Origin of the sequence: Rhizobium sp. CFBP 13726 (assembly GCF_014841925.1) — a bacterium.
GTDB classification, from domain to species: domain Bacteria; phylum Pseudomonadota; class Alphaproteobacteria; order Rhizobiales; family Rhizobiaceae; genus Neorhizobium; species Neorhizobium soli.
Map to the genome: position 1 here is coordinate 123080 of NZ_JACYUU010000006.1, position 18769 is coordinate 141848.

Sequence of the window (18769 nt, forward strand, 5' to 3'; positions counted from 1 at the left end):
TCAGTCCCGGCAGGGGAACACTCGTCCCCGCCACTCTTTCGACTGCTCCCATCGATCGAAAGCGCCCATGTAGAAGCGGGCGACAGATGCCACGGCTGCATCGTCCAGTTCCGCCTCAACGACATTGGAAAGAAGCCCTAAGGCCCGTTGCAGGGTCTCGTGATGGATCGCCTCCATCGTGGCTGGAAGATCGAAAACGCGAATGGTCATGACTGCCTCCTCTTTCGAACAGGATTGTCACCGGCGGCACGCAACACAAGTTGTATGGTCCGAATACAGCTATTGCGCTTCGCTCCATAGCATCGGCCCTTTCAGGGGGACCTTGCCGGGGGCTTATCGCCGTCCTCCCGGACGACGAGGCATAACGTAATTTTACGTGATGCCTGCGTAACGGCAATTGTCCTTGCCGATCCGCAATGTCGTCGCAACGGCGGCCGCTTGCCATCCCGCCCCGCCGTCTGACACGCCGACCGGATGCTTGCGCCACCGCTCCACGCCTGTCATTGTCGCGTCAGCGGTGGCGAACCGGCCAGTAAGAAATCAGGGTAGATTTCTTACTATAATACGAAAACGGGACGAATTCATATTTAACCATCTGAAAATTCGACCTTTTCTCTAAATTTAGAATTGCCAAAATCCGAACGCCCCGCCCCGCGTCACTCCTTCGGCGGCAGGAACGCCGCCAGCTCCTTGGCCGTGGGTGCCGTCCATATCCCCGCCTTCTCCTCGTCCGGCAGCGCCCTGCATCGCTTCATCGTCGCGTAGATCGGGCTGGGATCGTCCTCATGCTCTGCCGCGACTTTCGGAAGCACGACGTCCCGGAAGTAGGCCAGCTTGGCATAGCTCTTCGGCGCGGTTCTCGCCAGGTACGCCATGAACCGGAATTCATGGTCGACATCACCGAAGTAGTCGACGGGCTCCCAACCCCGTTCCGCATACGATCGGATCGTGTCCATGGCGCTCGCCAGGGTGTATCCTGCCTTCCTGACTTCCTTGTCCGTCACGCCCGCGCACAGGCTGCGTAGATCGGCCACAAAGTCATCCTGCATGGCATGGCGAACCGCCGTGTCGATGACGGCGACGAGCGGGCGAGGATCGAGCAGCGGGCGCAGCAGCCGCAGCCATGGTTCCAACTGGTCAGCATACGAGAACGTTCGCCACCCGGCACCCGTAAACATCACCGCTAGCACATCGGCAACCCACGGATCAGCCCAGAAGTATTGCCGTCTCCGGCCCTCGGTCTCCGGACTACGCAGGAACTTGAAACCGTTGACTCGCTCCTCTTCCTCCATCCATATCGCAGCCTCCTTCATGCCGTGGAAGCGTCTTCCCCGGCGGATGGCGATCAGGTCGCCGTTGACAAGGATGTTGAAGCCGACGCCCGCTGCCGTTACTGCCGCCAGCAGGTCCGGCAGCTTCTTCCGGCGCTCGGACTTGGTGGAGCGCGGCAGGGATTCGGGAAGCGCATCCAGATCGTCCCAGAGCCTCGCCATGCAATGATCGAGTTGCACGAGCCACGCGCCATCGGTCGGGAAGCTGCTGTCCAGGATACGGGCAAGGCGCCGCGCCGTCGTCGGCAGCGCCGCAATCCTGCCGTCGCGGACGGGAGCGATGCCCTGCAAGCGCAGATGCCGCGCCATCGTGGATTTCGATCGGCCAGCCATCTGAGCGGCGTTCCTCACGCTCGGCTTCATCCCGGCTTCGGCAGCGTCTTCGAGGAAGATCGGAGCGACCGCCGCTTGCGCTGCGCGTTCCTCCCGTCGTCTCAGTGCCTTCCGCTTCGGTCGGCGGTACTTTCGGCCCACCCAGGACGACACGTCCTCGACCAGTGCTTCGGCTTCGCTGGGATCCAGGCCGCTGCCTACACCTTCGCCGCTCTGCCACGCATCCAGTGCGTCCCGGCAATGTTTGCGAAGTGCAACTGCTTCGTTGCCATGCCGCTGCACATGCCCATACGCACTTTTGCGGAGGAATTCGAATGCTTCTGGATTCGCGCTCATGCCGATTTCATCCGCAGCTTTACAGTACCTGAGATTTCGGTCAGCATTTTCACCATCCATGGAAACCGCCGGAGAGGAGCCAACCTCTGTGATGGCGGTTTTTTCATGCTCAGGCGACCGCATGCCTGCGTCAAGGGTTGATGAGTGCTTGCAGCATTTTTAGAGCTTCCGGCAACCGTCACCCTATTCCCGTTTACTTAATACCCGACCCATATGTATCTCGCCAACCACCGACAGATGTGGCCAGCGGAAACAGGTGATGAGAGCGCCTACAGCAGATGGGATTAGAAACGAATGCGACTGACAGACCTGGAAACGACGATCGAGCTGTTGGTTGAGGCAAATGCGAATGTTGATGGAGCGAGGGATCGTATAGCTGCCCGTTACGCGATCCAAAAATCAGTGATCACTGACCGTGTGAAGCGAACTGAGGAGTTCTTCGGGGCCGAACTATTCGGTGGGCCGCAACGAAAGGAACCAACTCGGGCAGGCAAGTTCGTGGCACGTCGTGGCCATCAACTGTTGGCAGAAATTACGTTTTTCGGGGATCTGGTACGCGAGGAAGCCGAAGAACGTTAATATGCTTCCGCTTGTTAGTAAAAGTTGCATGCCGTTTGAATTGCTACAGGTTTGACTTGTGCTTCAACGCCTCCTTTGGTCTTATCCTTTCGATTCGAAATGAGGTTCTCATGTCTGCCTATACCCCCTTCCACAGCAAGTTTTTCGCGCATCGGATTATGCTAGAAGGGCGTAGTGACGAAGCATTTGCAAAGTCCTTGTCGACTGCTCGCGTGGATATGAAGCCGCATCAGGTGGAGGCTGCCCGCTTCGCGCTGCATTCGCCTCTGTCCAAGGGCGTTATCCTGGCCGATGAAGTGGGTCTAGGAAAGACCATTGAGGCCTGCCTTGTGATCGCGCAGAAGTGGGCAGAGCGTCGCCGCAATGTCCTGCTCATTGCCCCCGCCTCCTTGCGAACGCAATGGCAACAGGAGTTGCAGGAGAAGTTCTCTCTGCCGAGCGTCATCCTCGACTCCAAGACCTATCGCGACGCCGTCAAGAACGGCCAGCGCGCGCCGTTCGATAACGACTCTGCAATCATCATCACGTCGTATCAATACGCAGCCGCCAACTCCGACCAGATCCATCGTATCGGTTGGGACCTCGTCATCATCGACGAGGCTCATCGACTGAGAAACGTCTACAAGAAGAACACTTCGGCTCAGGCGAAGAGGTTGAAAGAGGCTCTGTCCTCTCGTTTCAAGGTGCTGCTAACCGCAACGCCCATGCAAAATTCGTTGATGGAGCTCTTCGGGCTCGTGTCGATGATCGACGACAACTTCTTTGGTGACGAGCAGTCCTTCCGGGTGATGTACGGACGCGGTACCGACAAGCAGTCGCTGATTTCCCTTCGCCGTCGAATGGCACCGCTCTACAAGCGCCACCTGCGACGTGACGTGCAAGCCGCTGGCCACGTCAACTACACCCGACGTCTTGCCGTGACTTTCGACTTCGAGCCCCATAGCCTCGAGGAGCAGCTTTACGAAGGCGTTTCAAGCTACCTTCAGAAGACCGATTCCATTGCTTTCGGCTCGAAGCCGAACCAGCTCGTTCTCATCGGCGCACGCAAAACGCTCGGTTCATCCATCGCAGCGATCGCGATGTTTCTTGAGAATGTAATTTCAAGATTGAAGCGCAACCAGGTGGTGACAGAAGCTGTCGTTGAGGACATCGATGACACGGCAGAGATCCAGGAAGAGATAGCGGATGCCGCGACCCTCGCCGATTCTGCAGACGGGTCTACTGAGGACGTCTCTGAAGAGGATCGGCCGGAAATCGACTCGAAAAAGCTCGCTGCAGAAATCTCCGAACTGGAGGGTTATCTTGCGCTTGCAAGATCGATCGGTTCGAACTCCAAGGGAGAGAAGCTCATCAGCCGGCTCCCGGAAGTTCTTGACGAAGTCGTGGCTCGTGAAGGAAAGCGCAAGGCCGTCATCTTCACCGAGTCCGTTCGTACGCAGAACTACCTCTATGAGATCCTCTCACAGAACGGGTACTCTGGCCAAATTGCCCTCATGAATGGGTCCAATAGTGATCCGGAGAGCCAGAAGATTTACAAGGACTGGCTTAAGGAAAAACAGGGAACCGACGCCGTTTCGGGGTCGAAATCCGCCGACATGAAGAGCGCAATCGTCAGTGCGTTCAAGTCAGATGCGAAGTCTATCCTGATCGCAACGGAGTCAGGCGCCGAAGGCATCAACCTCCAGTTCTGCTCATTGCTGATCAATTTCGATCTGCCCTGGAACCCGCAGCGCGTCGAGCAGCGCATCGGTCGATGCCATCGATATGGGCAGAAGATCGATGTCACCGTCGTCAATATGCTGAACCGGAAAAACCAGGCCGAGCGCCGAATCTATGAACTTCTGAGCAATAAGTTCAGGCTGTTCGAGGGGCTTTTCGGAGCCAGCGATCAGGTCCTCGGCGTCATCGAATCCGGCATCGACTTCGAGAAGAAGGTGCTTGCAGTCGTTCAATCCTGCCGGACCGAAGCCCAGGTGAACGAAGCCTTTCAGAAGCTGGAGGCAGAGCTTGAAGATCAGATCAAGGCGGACATGGCGGAGACGCGGCAGCAGCTCTTTGATCTCTTCGACGCCTCGATCGTCGACATGCTGCGCCAGCGTGGGGGAGAGATAGAAAGGACGATGTCCGAATTCGAACGTCGTCTATGGCTCCTCGCTCGTTCAGAACTCCCGGAGGCGACATTCAGCAACGAGGGTATCCCATCGTTCAAGCATGCCGGAAAAACATGGTCGACGGTGTGGCCCGAGGCAGATCATAGGGGGTGGCAGTTCTTCCGTCTCGGCGACGGCACCTTGGCCGACGGCCTCGTACGGGAAAGCCTTTCGCGGCCGCTGTCTGACGCGAAGCTACACTTTGACTACCAGTCCTACCGTGAGGAAGGTCAACCGAAGCTGTCTGACATTGAAGCGCACGTCGGGAAGCGTGGATGGATGCGGGTATCTTTGCTCCGTGCCGAGACAGCAATGGGTTCACGGGACAGCCTCGTCCTGGCAGCAATTACGGATGACGGAACCGTACTCGCTTCTGAAACAGCAGAGCGCTTCTTCCAACTACCAGCCGTCGTCGATGTCGTTGATGCGGAATATCCGACAAGCGCGATGGCGAGCATCGACGACGCTGCTTTGAAAGCCGCGCAGCAGGCCGCAGAAGACGAGAACGTCAAGTGGCTCGATGAAGAGACGATTAAGCTGGAGGCCTATGCCGAAGACCTGGAGCGCGCCAATGATCTGCGTGTGAAGGAATTGGACGTCGAAGCGCGGGCAGCCCGGAAGGCGTTGCGAGGCAACCAATCCGTCGCCTTGGCGGACAAACTCATCGAAGAGCGCCGGATCAAGAGACTTGAGGAAGAGAGAGATGAGTTGAAGCTCTCAACGTTCAAAACTCTCAAGGAAATCCGCAAAGAAGTGAATGACAAGCTAGACGAGGTGGCTGCCAAGCTAGCCATTACCCCAAATGTGACGCCGGTGATGACGATCCGGTGGGAGATTGTAGCGTGACCAAGAAAACTCGTCTTGAACTTACCTGGATTGGTAAAGATCAGCGCCCGAAAATAGAGCCGCGCATATTGCTTGAGGATAGCACGTTGTCACGTCACGCCAAAGCGAGGCGATCTGATGACGACATTTTTGATAATATCCTCATCCATGGTGACAACCTGCTCGCTCTCAGGGCTTTAGAGGCAAGCCACTCCGGCAGCGTGAAGCTAATATACATTGACCCACCCTATAATACTGGATCTGCCTTTGCCCACTATGATGATGGACTCGAGCATTCATTGTGGCTGAGCATGATTGCTGATCGTGTTCGCATCCTTCATCGTTTACTTCGGGAAGACGGATGTTTTTTTGTTCAAGCCGACGACAATGAAGCGCACTACTTAAAGGTAGTTTGTGATGAAATATTCGGTCGGAAAAACTTTATATCGAGTTTTATTTGGAGAAAGGTTGATAGCCCTAATGATAACAAAGTTCCTGTGACACCTGATCATGAGTTTATATTTGGATATGCCAAAAATATATCTTCTGCGAAATTGCATCAACGGGCCGATGAGTCCCTTCTTCAAGCCTACCGAGGACCAGACGAGGACGGACGCTTTTATCGTGACCGACTGCTAAAGAAAAACGGGAAAAATAGCCTCCGAATCGACCGGCCAACCATGTTTTTTGGCGTCACCGACCCGGATGGAAATAACATATTCCCGGAACATGATGATGGGCGCGAAGCACGCTGGGCACTCGGCAAGGATGCTGTTACCCAGTTAGTGGCGGAGGGAAAGCTTATCTGGAAGAAGCGAGGCGATCCAGGTTCCGAAAGGTGGGTCCCCTACACGCGTGAGTACGCAAAGGAAAGCCCAACGCGGCCCTATAATAGCATTTGGGCCGACCTGCCAACGACTCGCCAAACGAAGGCGCATCAAAAGGAGATCTTCGGAACGGGCCAAGAATTCTCGACGCCCAAGCCCGAGGAACTGATCGAGCGATTAATTTTGATGTGCACCGTCGATGGAGACATCGTACTCGACTCGTTCGCGGGTTCCGGCACCACTGGCGCCGTTGCGCACAAAATGCGTAGGCGCTGGATTATGGCAGAACTCGGTGACCACGCGCTCACCCACATCGTGCCTCGACTACAGCAGGTCATCGACGGCACCGATCATGGGGGTATAACCGAGGCGGTCGGTTGGCAGGGTGGTGGTGGGTTCCGGTTTTACACCCTCGCACCCTCGTTGCTGACAAAGGATCGCTTCGGAAACTGGGTGGTTTCAAAAGAATACAATGCGCCGATGCTCGCTGAGGCATTGTGCAGTCATCTCGGCTTTATTTATGCGCCCAGCCACGATTCGGCGGACTACTGGCGGCATGGGCACTCCACGGAAACCGATTTCATTTATGTCACCACCCAGTCGCTGACTTACGATGCACTCAAGAAGCTATCTGAGGAAGTCGGTCCGAATCGGACGCTACTGGTATGTTGCAAGGCTTACAACGCCAAGGAAGACAGCTTTCCGAACCTCACCGTGAAGAAGATTCCTCACTCAATCCTCTCAAAATGTGAATGGGGGCGAGACGATTACTCGCTCCGTATAGCGAACCTGCCGCAAGCGTCTGTCGCTGAAGAGGCCGCTGATGTTGCTAACGATGGGAACGCCACGAATGCCAGCAGACCGGCAGCCGCGCTGCCGCTGTTCGACAGCATGGGAGACGAGTGATGTTGCAGCGGCAGATTCATCAGATCAAGGCTCGGCTTTCCCTTCGGACGCCGCAGTCGGAGGCGCTCGACATCCTGGCCGACGTCCTTGATACCTTCGAGTTCTCGAAGAGTGCGGATTCGGTTGCTGCTTTGGAAGCGATCAAGGCCACTTATCCGAGCGTGACCGATTTCGAGCGCCTATTCCCTTCCGTGTGTTTTGCTTTGGCGACGGGCGTCGGCAAAACCCGACTGATGGGTGCCTTCATCGCCTACCTGTACCTTACCGGGCGCTCGAAGCATTTCTTTATCTTGGCTCCAAACACGACCATCTATAACAAGCTGGTTGCCGACTTCAGTCAGCAGAAATCGCCGAAGTATGTGTTCCGGGGCATCGCCGAGTTCGCTCAACTTCCGCCGATCGTGGAAACGGGTGACAACTGGGAGCGTGGCTATGCCGTGCGTGGCGACCTGCTCGGCGAGACGGCTATCGTATTCATCTTCAACGTCGACAAGATCAACAAGGAGCAGGGCCGCATTCGCAAGCTCCACGAGTACATCGGCGAATCCTATTTCGAGTATCTCTCCGGCCTGCCGGATCTCGTCCTCCTGATGGACGAGGCCCATCGCTATCGTGCAAAGGCGGGAATGTCGGCTATCGCGGAACTCAAGCCAGTTATGGGCCTGGAGCTCACCGCGACACCGCGATCGGTCGGCACCAAGTCGGTTCCGTTCAAGAACGTGGTTTACGACTATCCCCTCGGTCAGGCGATGGAGGATGGTTACGTTAAGGACCCGGCTGTCGCCACTCGCGAAGGTTTTCGGGCTGATCGTGTCACTCCGGAGCAGCTCGAACGGATGAAGCTGGAAGACGGCATCCACTGCCACGAACATACCAAGGCAGAATTGGCCATTTATGCGCAGCAGACGGGACGCAAGCTCGTTCATCCTTTCATGCTCGTCGTGGCGCAGGACACAACCCATGCTGGGGAGATTCGGAAGTTCGTCGAATCCGAGGAGTTCTTCCAGGGCCGCTATAAGGGACGCGTCATTGAGGTCCACTCCGGCACGAAAGCGGAGGAGACGGAGGAGGCCACTGCGAAGCTCGTGGCCCTGGAGCACGATGCACAGACCGACATCGTCATACACGTCAACAAGCTCAAGGAAGGCTGGGACGTTACCAATCTCTATACCATCGTCCCCCTGCGAGCCTCCGCGTCAGACATTCTGACTGAGCAGACGCTTGGGCGTGGGCTGCGCTTGCCTTACGGCCAACGGACCGGTGTTGAAGCAGTCGATCGTCTCACCGTCATAGCTCATGACCGTTTCGATGACGTCATCAAGGCGGCACGCGATCCGAACTCGCTGATCTCGATCCGCAAGACGGTCATTGTCGGAGGCAACGGGGACGTTTCTAATGTCGGCGCCCAGATTGTTACCGCTCCTTCGAATGTCGAAACGATGCTGACGGGTGGCTCAGGTTCATTCGAAGAATCCGAACAGAAGCCATATGTGTTTGAAACTCTCGAAGAACGAGAAGTCGCCCGTGTCACCTGGGAAGTGATCGAGCGCGAGTTCGAGCGCAAGATCAAGACAGGCATCGACAAGCTCGAAACCCCAGAGGTTCAGGCTGAAATCACGCGTATCGTGAAGGAGGTCATGGCTCCGGAACAGGGAACGTTCGAAACTTTCGAACAAAATACTGACGTCGCTGCGACCGTCGCCAAGGTGACAAGGCAGCTCGTCATGCACACCATTTCCATTCCGGAAATTGTCGTGCTGCCGACAAGTGAGGTCAACTTCGGCTTCCATGATTTCGATCTTTCGAATCTCGAAACAATCGCCCGGCAGCCACTCTCTGATCAGATCATGGTTCAGAAACTTCGGGATGAATCCCGCGCCTTCCTCGCTCGCACTGTCGATAGTGCAAAGGAAGAACGGTTGGAGAACTACCTGGTCCGACACCTAATGGACCTGCCGCAGATCGACTACGACACTCAGAGCGAGCTTCTCTTCAAGCTGGCTGGGCAAATGGTCAAACGCTTGGAAGCCTATCTGTCGAGCCCAGAAGACGTCGAGAACGTGCTGATCGGACACGGAAGGGATCTAGCGCGCTTCGTATTCGAGCAGATGAAGACCCACTATTGGGAAAGCCCTACGGACTACCGCGCCAGCGTGTCGCGCGGCTTCGTGATGCTGAAGCCGCAGGCCTACAATATTCCCAGCGACGCTTTCATTCGGAATTTCCGAACATCTGCAAACCCGCTGAAGGATACGCCTAAATACGTCTTCGAGGGCTTCACCAAGTGCTGCTATCCGTACCAGAAATTCCAATCCGACCAGGAAAGAGAATTCGCCGTGATCATTGAGGCCGCGAGCGAAATGTTGGTACAGCGGTGGATGAAGCCAGGCGTCGGCCAGTTCCGGATCGAGTATTCAGCAGGGCAATCCTACGAACCAGACTTCGTCGTCGAAACCGACAAGGAAAAGCTCATCGTCGAGATCAAGGCGAAGAACGAGGTGGATGATCCGGTCGTTCAGGCCAAAGCGAAGGCGGCCCGTAAGTGGATTCATCATGCGAACAATCACGCGAAGGAAACTGGCGAGAAGCCATGGACCTATGTGCTCGTGCCGCATGACGCGGTGAAGCCCAGCGCGACGTTGGCGTCACTGGTGGCCGCATATGCGCAGGCGGCCGACCTCCTAGAATAATTCCCAGTTTCAGCCGTTCGCACGGCAATCATAAAGACGTTTCCATGACCCCAATCGAGAAGCCCTACTTCCGAGTGAAATTGTCGGAACTGTTAGTCGAGTCAATGACCCTTGCAGCCTTGGAGGCTTATGTGCTGGGAGACCAATCCAGCAGGAGAAACAGGGAGAAGGTTGAAACTCTCGGCTATATCTGGGGTGTAAAGAAAGTGGAGAACGAGAGCACAACGCTCTTCCTGGATCGTATGAGCGTCAGCCTCTCGGCCAAAAGAAGTCGGAGCGCGGTTCAGCCTCATCAGCATGCCGCAGAGCTGAAAAGCAACCTAATGGAAAGATGGGCGCCGCACCTCATGCTGCTCGGCGACTTTCATACTCATCCGTACGACGACCTCAATCAGGTGAAAAAAATTTCGGGCTGGGACTTCTCTCCGGAGGACATCAACTTCCTCCAACACGATGATTTCCTCTGGAAGATGTCAGGCGACACTCCAGTCAATCTTGTGATGACCGTCACAAAACTGGGAAAGGTGCGTGAGCGCGATCAAGCGCACTGCATTCGGGAAAATTTGTGGGAATTCGATGCAGGCGAATTCCGCTTTTGGTTGAACGTCAACGTCGGGTACTTGGACATACTCGACGAACGACAGCAGACGTTTGTTGACGGCGACGGTGCATTTCTCGATCTCAACACCCGCTTCTACAACATGAAGGGCGATCGAATCGCGGCTCACATCTGACGGCTGCCGTCGCACACTTCATTCCGCGTACGAATCATCTACGAGTCGGCTCACCCTGAATTTCGATAGTTGACAAGCCGCCGGAAGGTTTATACCCATTCCTCTACCCGGACATCAATGTGATTTTCATAGAAAATCAATGGGTTAGCCATGGCGGAGAGGGTGGGATTCGAACCCACGATACGGTTGCCCGTATGCCGCATTTCGAGTGCGGTGCTTTCGACCACTCAGCCACCTCTCCGCTTTGCTGGTCGGCGCATTTGATGCGCGGCTGTCTCATAGCGGCGAAAAATCGGGCTGGCAAGGGGTGAAATGCAAGTCTTCATATCCTTTCGTCTTGACAGTTTTTAGGGCCTCGCGTAAGGCCGGACGCGTCGAAGTGTGGAAAATGTCCAGATTAGACGTTGCGCGCCAAGGCTCGCAGAAAATCACCGGCAGATGCGTTCTGGAAGATCCGTCTTTCGCAACCCTGCTAAAGCCCGACTGAGAAAAAGACGGCCGTCCTTTTGGGGATAGAGCCGGAACGAACATGAAAGGATAACCAATGTTCGCAGTCATCAAGACCGGCGGTAAACAGTACCGCGTGGCCGCCAACGACGTGCTCACCATCGAAAAGCTGGAAGCAGAAGCTGGCGCAATCGTAGAATTCAACGAAATCCTGGTCATCGGCGTCGGCGCCGATGCCAAGTTCGGCGCTCCCTTCGTTTCGGGTGCGACGGTCAAGGCTGAAGTTGTAGAGCATAACCGTGGCAAGAAGGTTCTGTCCTTCAAGAAGCGTCGCCGCCAGAATTCCAAGCGTATTCGCGGTCATCGCCAGCATCACACGGTCGTCCGCATCACGGACATCCTCGGCTAATCCAGGTTTTCGAAAGTTAAAGGAGAACACCAATGGCACATAAAAAAGCTGGCGGCTCGTCGCGTAACGGTCGCGATTCTCAGTCCAAGCGCCTTGGCGTGAAGAAGTTCGGTGGCGAAGTCGTCATTCCGGGCAACATTATCGTGCGTCAGCGCGGCACGCAGTGGCATCCGGGCGCCAATGTCGGCATCGGCACAGACCACACGATCTTCGCACTGACGGCAGGCAACGTGAATTACCGTACGCGCGCTAATGGCCGCGTATACGTGTCCGTTATGCCGAAAGCCGAAGCCGCAGAATAAAGCCGGCAAGCGTTTAGCAACCGGCGTCTCATCGACCCGGTTGAACGTTTGAAGGTTCAGTCAAAGAAAAGGGGAGATGGGGCGCTACCCATCTTCCCTTTTTCTTTTATCCCTCAAAGGAGACTGAACCATGCAAGGCGAATTAGTAAGGGCTGGCCAATTACGGCCGCCGGAAACAAGACCAGAGGAACGGCTCAGGCCGGACCGGCTGAGAAGCGATTGCCCCGTCTTACTGTCGCAGAGCCTTGTTCTGCGCGCACCGCACGAAGACGATATTGACGCACTTGCCCATCTCGCCAACAATGCGAACATTGCGACCATGGTGTCGCGCATGCCGCATCCCTACACGTCTAAAGACGCGGCCGATTTCGTGCGACGCACGAATGCGGGCGAGATTGGCAAATGCGTTTATGCCGTGACCCGAGCTGACAATGGCCAGTTTCTCGGCTGCTGCGCGCTCGAACCCCAGGTTGACGAACGAACCCTCGAAATCGGCTACTGGCTGGGCGAACCCCACTGGAACAAGGGCTATGCCACGGAAGCGGCGCATGCGCTGATCGACATGGCCTTCCGCACCCGCAGCCATATCGATCACATCGATGCCCGTTGCCGGGTCACCAACATCGCGTCGAAGCGGGTGATCCAGAAATGCGGCTTCCAGTTCCAGGGCACCGGCATGATCGAATGCCTGGCGGTGGGCGGAATGGTCCCCGTCGAATGGTTCCGGCTGGACCGCAAGACATGGATGTCGCTGAGAAGCTGGGGAGAGCTGAGATGAGTGCCGTCGTTCTCGAAAAGGCAAAAGCGGTTCGCACTGAGCCTGGCCCCTGCCCTGAAATCGTCACGCAGCGCCTGACGCTTCGCCCGCACCGCCTGTCGGATGCGGTAGCGATTGCCGAAACGCTTAGCGATTTCAAGGTCAGCCGCATGCTGTCGCGCGTGCCACAGCCCTATGACCGTCAGGATGCGCTCGACTGGCTGGTGCCGCAGACATCAGGCATCCTGCCAAACTGGCAGCTGGCGATCACCACCGGCGACGATGTGCATATCGGCATTGTCGGGCTGGAACTCAGGCACGGCCGCTGGCATCTCGGTTACTGGCTGAACCGGCTTTACTGGGATCGCGGCTATATGAGCGAGGCAGCGTCGGGGGTCCTCGACCGGTTCTTCCGCCGCATGCCGGACACTGTCGTCCATTCGGGCGCGTTTGCCGATAATCTCGGTTCGCTCAATGTGCAGACAAAGCTCGGCTTCCGCATCACCGGCGCAAGCGATGTGTTCAACCGTGCCCGCAATGTCATGGTGCCGCATATCGAGACGGCGCTTGCACCGGAGGATTTCCGGCTTCTGGCCACTACTCCCCGGCATGATCGCGCCTGATCATGCCTTGTTGACGTTCGGCCCCGGCGGATGCCTTGCCCGCCGGGGCCGTTTTCAGCGCATTCTGTCGATAGGCTTTGACCTAAAGCCTGTCGGACGGTATCGAAAACCTTAAGTACGTCCCGCCGGAGAGCGGGAGCGACCAAGAACAGGACTACCAGACCGATGAAATTTCTCGACGAAGCAAAAGTCTATATCCGCTCCGGTGACGGCGGCGCGGGCGCAGTTTCGTTCCGACGGGAAAAGTTCGTCGAATTCGGTGGACCTGACGGTGGCGATGGCGGCCGCGGCGGCGATGTGTGGGTCGAAGCCGTCAACGGCCTCAACACGCTGATCGATTTCCGTTTCCAGCAGCATTACAAGGCAAAGGTCGGCATCCACGGCATGGGCCGCAACCGCACCGGCGCCAATGGCGACAGTGTCACGCTCAAGGTTCCGGTCGGCACGCAGATCTTCGAGGAAGACAACGAAACGCTGATCATCGACATGACCAAGGAAGGTCAGCGTTTCAGGCTTGCCAAGGGCGGCAATGGCGGCTTCGGCAACACGCATTTCAAGAACGCCACGAACCAGGCGCCGAACTGGGCAAACCCAGGCCTTGAAGGCGAGGAAAGCACCATCTGGCTGCGGCTGAAACTGATTGCCGATGCAGGACTTGTCGGTCTTCCGAATGCCGGAAAATCCACCTTCCTGGCCTCGGTTACCCGCGCCCGCCCGAAGATTGCAAACTATCCCTTCACGACGCTGCACCCGAACCTTGGTGTCGCCACGATCGACGGCCGCGAGTTTGTTCTCGCCGATATTCCGGGCCTGATCGAAGGCGCCCATGAAGGCGTCGGCATCGGCGATCGCTTTCTCGGCCATGTGGAACGCACCCGCGTTCTGCTCCACCTCGTTTCCTCCATCGAGGAAGAAGTCGGCAAGGCCTACAAGACGGTCAAGACCGAGCTTCAGGCCTATGGCGGCGGTCTGACCGACAAGCGCGAAATCGTTGCGCTGTCGCAGATCGATGTGCTCGACGAGAAGGAACTGAAGAAGAAGGCCAAGGAGCTTGAGAAAGCCTGCGGCCAGAAACCTTTCCTGATCTCCGCCATCACCGGCACGGGCATGACCGATGTTCTGCGCGCGCTCCGCGATGTCATCGTCGCGGCAAGCGTCGGCGAAGACACGGCCCTGCCGAACCGCTCCGTTCCTGTTCAGGAGTTCGACGAGGACGTCGACGAATGACGCCCGGCCACGAGATCGGTCACAAGCAAGTCTCTTCCGGGCAAGCCGGCGGTCGCAAGCCGCTCGGCGACCATCGCCGGATCGTCATCAAGATCGGCTCGGCCCTCTTGGTCGATCGCAAGACCGGCCTGAAATCTCCGTGGCTCGACGCGATCTGCGCCGATATCGCCGCGCTTCGGGCGAAGGGTATCGATGTTCTCGTCGTCTCCTCCGGCGCGATCGCCCTCGGCCGTACCGTGCTGAACCTTCCCCACGGCGCCCTCAAACTTGAGGAAAGCCAGGCAGCGGCGGCCGTCGGCCAGATCGCGCTTGCCCGCGCCTGGTCGGAAAGCCTGTCCCGTGATGGGATCGTCGCCGGACAGATCCTGCTGACGCTGGGCGATACGGAAGAGCGTCGCCGCTATCTCAATGCCCGCGCCACGATCAACCAGCTTTTGAAGATCGGCGCTGTCCCGATCATCAACGAAAACGACACCGTCGCGACATCCGAAATCCGCTACGGCGACAACGACCGGCTTGCGGCGCGCGTCGCCACCATGGCCGGTGCAGACCTTCTGGTTCTCCTGTCGGATATCGACGGGCTTTACACGGCACCGCCGCATCTCGATCCGGACGCGCAGTTTCTCGATATCATCAATGTCATCACGCCTGAGATCGAGGCGATGGCGGGCGGTGCGGCATCCGAACTGTCGCGCGGCGGCATGCGCACCAAGATCGACGCCGGCAAGATCGCGACGACTGCGGGCTGCGCCATGATCATCGCATCCGGTAAGCCCAATCATCCGCTGCGCGCCATCGAACAGGGCGCGCGCTCCTCGTGGTTTGCCCCGTCGGGCACACCGGTGACGGCGCGCAAGACCTGGATTGCCGGACAGTTGCAGCCCGCCGGCGAACTCGTCGTCGACGAAGGCGCCGAACGCGCGCTTGGATCTGGCAAAAGTCTGCTGCCAGCCGGCGTGCGCCGCATCGAGGGCAATTTCCACCGGGGCGACACGGTCGCGATCATCGGCGCGGAAGGCCGCGAGATTGCCCGCGGTCTTGTCAGCTACGATGCCGACGAGGCACGCCAAATCACCGGCCGCAAATCGGCGGAAATCGAAGCCATTCTGGGCTATGCAGGACGTGCCGCCATGGTTCATCGCGACGACCTTGTCATGACAGGCGCGATCAGGCGCACGACCACCCGCAAGGAGGATGCCGTCCATGTTGGATAAGGTCCAGATGACCGACGTTGCCGCAATCATGGATGCGATCGGCGTCAACGCAAAGGCTGCGGCCGGCGCATTGGCGACGGCATCGACCGAGCAGAAGAATGATGCGCTCAATGCCATGGCCGATCTGGTTCTCGCCAACAGCGCCGAGATCCTGAGCGCCAATGCCGAAGATCTCCGCAACATCGAGGGCAAGGGGCTCCTCCCCTCCTTTATCGACCGGCTGACGCTGACGGAAAAGTCGATCGCCGGCATGGCGGAGGCTCTTCGCCAAATTGCCGCGATCAAGGATCCGGTCGGTGAAGTGATCGCCGCCTGGGATCGCCCGAACGGGCTTCATATCGAACGTGTCCGCACGCCGCTCGGCGTGATCGGCGTGATCTACGAGAGCCGCCCGAACGTGACGGCCGACGCCGGCGCGCTTTGCCTCAAGGCCGGCAATGCGGTGATTTTGCGCGGCGGCTCGGATTCAATCCATTCATCGCAGGCGATCCATCACTGCCTGGTGGCGGGACTGAAGAAGGCGGGTCTTCCCGAACATGCGATCCAGCTCGTGCCGACGACGGATCGTGCGGCCGTTGGCGCCATGCTGTCAGGCCTGTCAGGCGCCATCGACGTCATCGTTCCCCGCGGCGGAAAAAGCCTGGTCGCCCGCGTCCAGTCCGAAGCCCGCGTGCCGGTCTTTGCGCATCTGGAAGGCCTTTGCCACATCTATGTCGATGCCTCCGCGGATCTGGAAATGGCAAAGGCGATCGTCGTCAACGCCAAGATGCGCCGCACCGGCGTCTGCGGTGCGGCCGAAACACTGCTGGTCGACAGCGCTGCGATCGGCACCCACCTGATGCCGGTGCTGGAAGCGCTGACACAGGCCGGCTGCGAAATCCGCGCTTCGGCGGCGGTGCTCAAGGTTCATCCGGGCTTCAAGCCGGCGAACGAGGATGACTGGCATACGGAATATCTCGATGCCGTGATTTCGGTGGCGATCGTCGATGGCATTTCCGGTGCGATCCGCCACATCAACACCTATTCGTCCAGCCACACCGAAGCGGTGATTGCGGAAGATCCGGCCGTGGTCGCGCGCTTCTTCAACGAGATCGATTCGGCGATCCTGCTCCACAACGCGTCTACCCAGTTTGCCGATGGCGGCGAATTCGGCATGGGCGGCGAGATCGGCATTTCCACGGGCAAGATGCATGCGCGCGGCCCTGTTGGCGTCGAGCAGCTGACCTCGTTCAAATACAGGGTGCACGGCACCGGCCAGATCCGGCCCTGACGTGACGATAGAGCGGATCGAAAGACGCCATCTCGCCATGCCGCATGTGGAACGGGGCATGGCCGTCGGCCTTTTCGGCGGTTCGTTCAACCCACCGCATGAAGGCCACCTTCTGGTCGCCGAGATCGCGCTTCGCCGCCTCGGCCTCGATCAGCTGTGGTGGATGGTGACACCTGGCAATCCGCTGAAAAGCCGATCCGAACTCGCATCGCTCCCAGACCGCATCGCCATGAGCGAGCGGCTGATCCAGGATCCGCGCATCAAGGTCACCGCGTTCGAGAAAGCGCTGGGTGGCGCCTATACCGCCGATACGCTGTCCTTCGTCAAAGCGCGCAATCCGCATATCCATTTCATCTGGATCATGGGTGCAGACAGCCTCAGGACCTTTCACCATTGGCAGAAGTGGCAGGAGATCGTCTCCACCTTCCCGATCGCCGTCATAGACCGGCCGGGTGCAACGCTTTCCTTCCTGTCATCAAAGATGGCCCGGACATTCCAGCATGCCCGTGTTGACGAGACGGATGCCGGCACGCTGTGGAAGCGCCGTCCGCCCGCCTGGACCTTTATCCACGGTCCGCGTTCGGCCCTCAGTTCAACGGCAATCCGGGCATCGGGAAAGACGTCCGATTCCTAAAACTGGAACATTCCGATCACTTGAAAGATAAAGCATTCGATGCCACCTTCGGTATGCGGCCGGTCATCAGACGGGATTCGCGCGAAGAGGATGTTGCTGTTACCGGACGAAAGGAACGACCCTGACAACAGTACACGCCAAGGGAAGGACGGCCTCCGTCATTCCGCAGAGCCTGGAACGTGGCGATGATGCCGCCGCCCATGCCCTCGATCAGGTCCTCACGAGCCTCGAGGACTCCAAAGCAGAAGATATCGTCACCATCAATATTGCCGGAAAATCCGCTCTCGGAGACTACATGGTCGTCGTCTCCGGACGATCGAGCCGGCATGTCATGGCGATCTGCGATCACCTCATCACCGACCTGAAAGCAGAGGGCCTCGGCGGTGCCCGTGTCGAAGGCATGGAGACGGGTGATTGGGTGCTGATTGACACTGGTGATATCATCATCCATGTGTTCCGCCCCGAAATCCGCGAGTTCTACAACATCGAAAAGATGTGGGCCGCTCCGGATGTCGAGGAAGGCACAGTGCTTCACTAACAGGCCGGGGCGTTCCTGAGCCGACAAGGGGCGACGATTGCATGCTGACGGCGGCGCGTTGACGACGTGGCGGCGCAGTGGCAGCCGAGAGCTCTGAAAACAACGGATCAGGACATGCGCATCAGCCTTTTTGCCGTGGGACGGCTCAAAGCCGGACCGGAGAAGGATCTTGCGTCCCGTTACCTCGACCGTTTCTCCAAGGCCGGGCCCGCGATCGGGCTCGAACTTGCCAGGATGATCGAAGTGCCGGAAAGCCGTGCTTCCAATGCAGAAACGCGAAAGCGCGAGGAGGCCGCCGCACTCGAGAAGGCCCTTCCCGATGGTGCCATCCTCGTTCTGCTCGATGAACGCGGCAAGGCGCTCGATAGCGAAGCCTTTGCCGGTCTGATCGACAAGTACAAGGACGGCGGCAAGCGCGACATGATGCTCGCGATCGGCGGCGCCGACGGGCTGGACCCGGATCTTCGGGCACGCGCTGATGTCGTCCTCAATCTCGGCTCTATGACATGGCCGCATCAGCTGGTCCGCATTCTCATCGCCGAACAGCTGTATCGCGCCGTCACCATCCTTTCAGGCCATCCCTACCACCGCGTTTAGACTTCGTTTACCTTCCGGGCCGATGTTGCGAAACACGATG

Annotated in this window: 17 protein-coding genes and 1 tRNA gene; 15 read left to right on the top strand and 3 right to left on the bottom strand. The window is 58.0% G+C overall.

The genetic code is table 11. The features are described 5' to 3' along the window. Positions 1-210, bottom strand: coding sequence for a hypothetical protein (locus tag IFT66_RS21395; protein WP_192078870.1), 210 nt, complete (start codon positions 208-210; stop codon positions 1-3). A 446-nt stretch (positions 211-656) separates the two neighbouring features. Further along, entirely contained in the window at positions 657-2000 is a 1344-nt protein-coding gene (locus IFT66_RS21400; RefSeq protein ID WP_192078871.1) for a hypothetical protein, read from the bottom strand. Positions 2001-2294: 294 nt separating this feature from the next. Between IFT66_RS21400 and IFT66_RS21405 the strand changes: the two genes are divergently transcribed. The 5 genes from IFT66_RS21405 (at position 2295) to IFT66_RS21425 (ending at position 10711) form a co-directional block, all read left to right on the top strand. Next, complete coding sequence (locus IFT66_RS21405) at positions 2295-2579, top strand: LysR family transcriptional regulator (protein ID WP_192078872.1); 285 nt, start codon at positions 2295-2297, stop codon at positions 2577-2579. A 110-nt stretch (positions 2580-2689) separates the two neighbouring features. Continuing rightward, complete coding sequence (locus IFT66_RS21410; RefSeq protein ID WP_192078873.1) at positions 2690-5575, top strand: SNF2-related protein; 2886 nt, start codon at positions 2690-2692, stop codon at positions 5573-5575. Continuing rightward, positions 5572-7287: a DNA methyltransferase gene (locus tag IFT66_RS21415; protein WP_192078874.1), complete on the top strand. Its 1716-nt coding sequence runs from the start codon at positions 5572-5574 to the stop codon at positions 7285-7287. The genes IFT66_RS21410 and IFT66_RS21415 overlap by 4 nt, the downstream gene beginning before the upstream one ends. Further along, a complete protein-coding gene (locus tag IFT66_RS21420) occupies positions 7287-9977 on the top strand; it encodes a DEAD/DEAH box helicase (RefSeq protein WP_192078875.1) in 2691 nt (896 codons plus the stop codon). Before IFT66_RS21415 ends, IFT66_RS21420 begins: the two co-directional genes overlap by 1 nt. Positions 9978-10021: 44 nt before the next feature. Beyond that, on the top strand, positions 10022-10711 hold the full coding sequence (locus IFT66_RS21425; RefSeq protein ID WP_192078876.1) for a hypothetical protein: 690 nt from the start codon (positions 10022-10024) through the stop codon (positions 10709-10711). Positions 10712-10862: 151 nt separating this feature from the next. On the opposite strand, the gene IFT66_RS21430 is transcribed toward IFT66_RS21425, so the two are convergent. Next, a tRNA-Ser gene (locus tag IFT66_RS21430) sits at positions 10863-10952 on the bottom strand. Between the two features lie 303 nt (positions 10953-11255). On the opposite strand from IFT66_RS21430, the gene rplU reads away from it, so the two are divergent. The 10 genes from rplU (at position 11256) to rlmH (ending at position 18729) form a co-directional block, all read left to right on the top strand. After that, positions 11256-11567, top strand: coding sequence for a 50S ribosomal protein L21 (gene rplU / locus IFT66_RS21435; RefSeq protein WP_062462732.1), 312 nt, complete (start codon positions 11256-11258; stop codon positions 11565-11567). A gap of 32 nt (positions 11568-11599) precedes the next feature. Further along, complete coding sequence (gene rpmA / locus IFT66_RS21440) at positions 11600-11869, top strand: 50S ribosomal protein L27 (protein ID WP_062462735.1); 270 nt, start codon at positions 11600-11602, stop codon at positions 11867-11869. A gap of 130 nt (positions 11870-11999) precedes the next feature. Continuing rightward, positions 12000-12647 carry a GNAT family N-acetyltransferase gene (locus tag IFT66_RS21445; RefSeq protein WP_174197286.1) on the top strand — a complete coding sequence of 216 codons (648 nt, stop codon included), beginning with the start codon at positions 12000-12002 and terminating at the stop codon, positions 12645-12647. After that, positions 12644-13249 carry a GNAT family N-acetyltransferase gene (locus tag IFT66_RS21450; RefSeq protein ID WP_192078877.1) on the top strand — a complete coding sequence of 202 codons (606 nt, stop codon included), beginning with the start codon at positions 12644-12646 and terminating at the stop codon, positions 13247-13249. Before IFT66_RS21445 ends, IFT66_RS21450 begins: the two co-directional genes overlap by 4 nt. Before the next feature lie 165 nt (positions 13250-13414). Then, positions 13415-14476: a GTPase ObgE gene (obgE, locus tag IFT66_RS21455; protein ID WP_062462745.1), complete on the top strand. Its 1062-nt coding sequence runs from the start codon at positions 13415-13417 to the stop codon at positions 14474-14476. Beyond that, positions 14473-15690, top strand: a complete 1218-nt coding sequence (proB, locus tag IFT66_RS21460; RefSeq protein ID WP_192078878.1) for a glutamate 5-kinase — start codon at positions 14473-14475, stop codon at positions 15688-15690. Before obgE ends, proB begins: the two co-directional genes overlap by 4 nt. After that, a complete protein-coding gene (locus IFT66_RS21465) occupies positions 15680-16960 on the top strand; it encodes a glutamate-5-semialdehyde dehydrogenase (protein ID WP_192078879.1) in 1281 nt (426 codons plus the stop codon). Before proB ends, IFT66_RS21465 begins: the two co-directional genes overlap by 11 nt. A gap of 37 nt (positions 16961-16997) precedes the next feature. Then, positions 16998-17594, top strand: coding sequence for a nicotinate-nucleotide adenylyltransferase (locus IFT66_RS21470; protein ID WP_113110014.1), 597 nt, complete (start codon positions 16998-17000; stop codon positions 17592-17594). 121 nt (positions 17595-17715) lie between these two features. After that, positions 17716-18132, top strand: a complete 417-nt coding sequence (gene rsfS / locus IFT66_RS21475) for a ribosome silencing factor (RefSeq protein ID WP_062577032.1) — start codon at positions 17716-17718, stop codon at positions 18130-18132. A 114-nt stretch (positions 18133-18246) separates the two neighbouring features. After that, complete coding sequence (gene rlmH / locus IFT66_RS21480; RefSeq protein WP_062463039.1) at positions 18247-18729, top strand: 23S rRNA (pseudouridine(1915)-N(3))-methyltransferase RlmH; 483 nt, start codon at positions 18247-18249, stop codon at positions 18727-18729. Positions 18730-18769: the final 40 nt, after the last annotated feature.

Bases quoted from the DNA above. Each gene is read 5' to 3' on its own strand.
- rplU (WP_062462732.1), top strand. From the start codon at position 11,256: ATGTTCGCAGTCATCAAGACCGGCGGTAAACAGTACCGCGTGGCCGCC.
- obgE (WP_062462745.1), top strand. From the start codon at position 13,415: ATGAAATTTCTCGACGAAGCAAAAGTCTATATCCGCTCCGGTGACGGC.
- proB (WP_192078878.1), top strand. From the start codon at position 14,473: ATGACGCCCGGCCACGAGATCGGTCACAAGCAAGTCTCTTCCGGGCAA.
- IFT66_RS21405 (WP_192078872.1), top strand. From the start codon at position 2,295: ATGCGACTGACAGACCTGGAAACGACGATCGAGCTGTTGGTTGAGGCA.
- rlmH (WP_062463039.1), top strand. From the start codon at position 18,247: ATGCGCATCAGCCTTTTTGCCGTGGGACGGCTCAAAGCCGGACCGGAG.
- rpmA (WP_062462735.1), top strand. From the start codon at position 11,600: ATGGCACATAAAAAAGCTGGCGGCTCGTCGCGTAACGGTCGCGATTCT.
- IFT66_RS21420 (WP_192078875.1), top strand. From the start codon at position 7,287: ATGTTGCAGCGGCAGATTCATCAGATCAAGGCTCGGCTTTCCCTTCGG.
- IFT66_RS21465 (WP_192078879.1), top strand. From the start codon at position 15,680: ATGTTGGATAAGGTCCAGATGACCGACGTTGCCGCAATCATGGATGCG.
- IFT66_RS21400 (WP_192078871.1), bottom strand. From the start codon at position 2,000: ATGAGCGCGAATCCAGAAGCATTCGAATTCCTCCGCAAAAGTGCGTAT.
- IFT66_RS21395 (WP_192078870.1), bottom strand. From the start codon at position 210: ATGACCATTCGCGTTTTCGATCTTCCAGCCACGATGGAGGCGATCCAT.
- IFT66_RS21450 (WP_192078877.1), top strand. From the start codon at position 12,644: ATGAGTGCCGTCGTTCTCGAAAAGGCAAAAGCGGTTCGCACTGAGCCT.
- IFT66_RS21470 (WP_113110014.1), top strand. From the start codon at position 16,998: ATGCCGCATGTGGAACGGGGCATGGCCGTCGGCCTTTTCGGCGGTTCG.
- IFT66_RS21410 (WP_192078873.1), top strand. From the start codon at position 2,690: ATGTCTGCCTATACCCCCTTCCACAGCAAGTTTTTCGCGCATCGGATT.
- IFT66_RS21445 (WP_174197286.1), top strand. From the start codon at position 12,000: ATGCAAGGCGAATTAGTAAGGGCTGGCCAATTACGGCCGCCGGAAACA.
- IFT66_RS21425 (WP_192078876.1), top strand. From the start codon at position 10,022: ATGACCCCAATCGAGAAGCCCTACTTCCGAGTGAAATTGTCGGAACTG.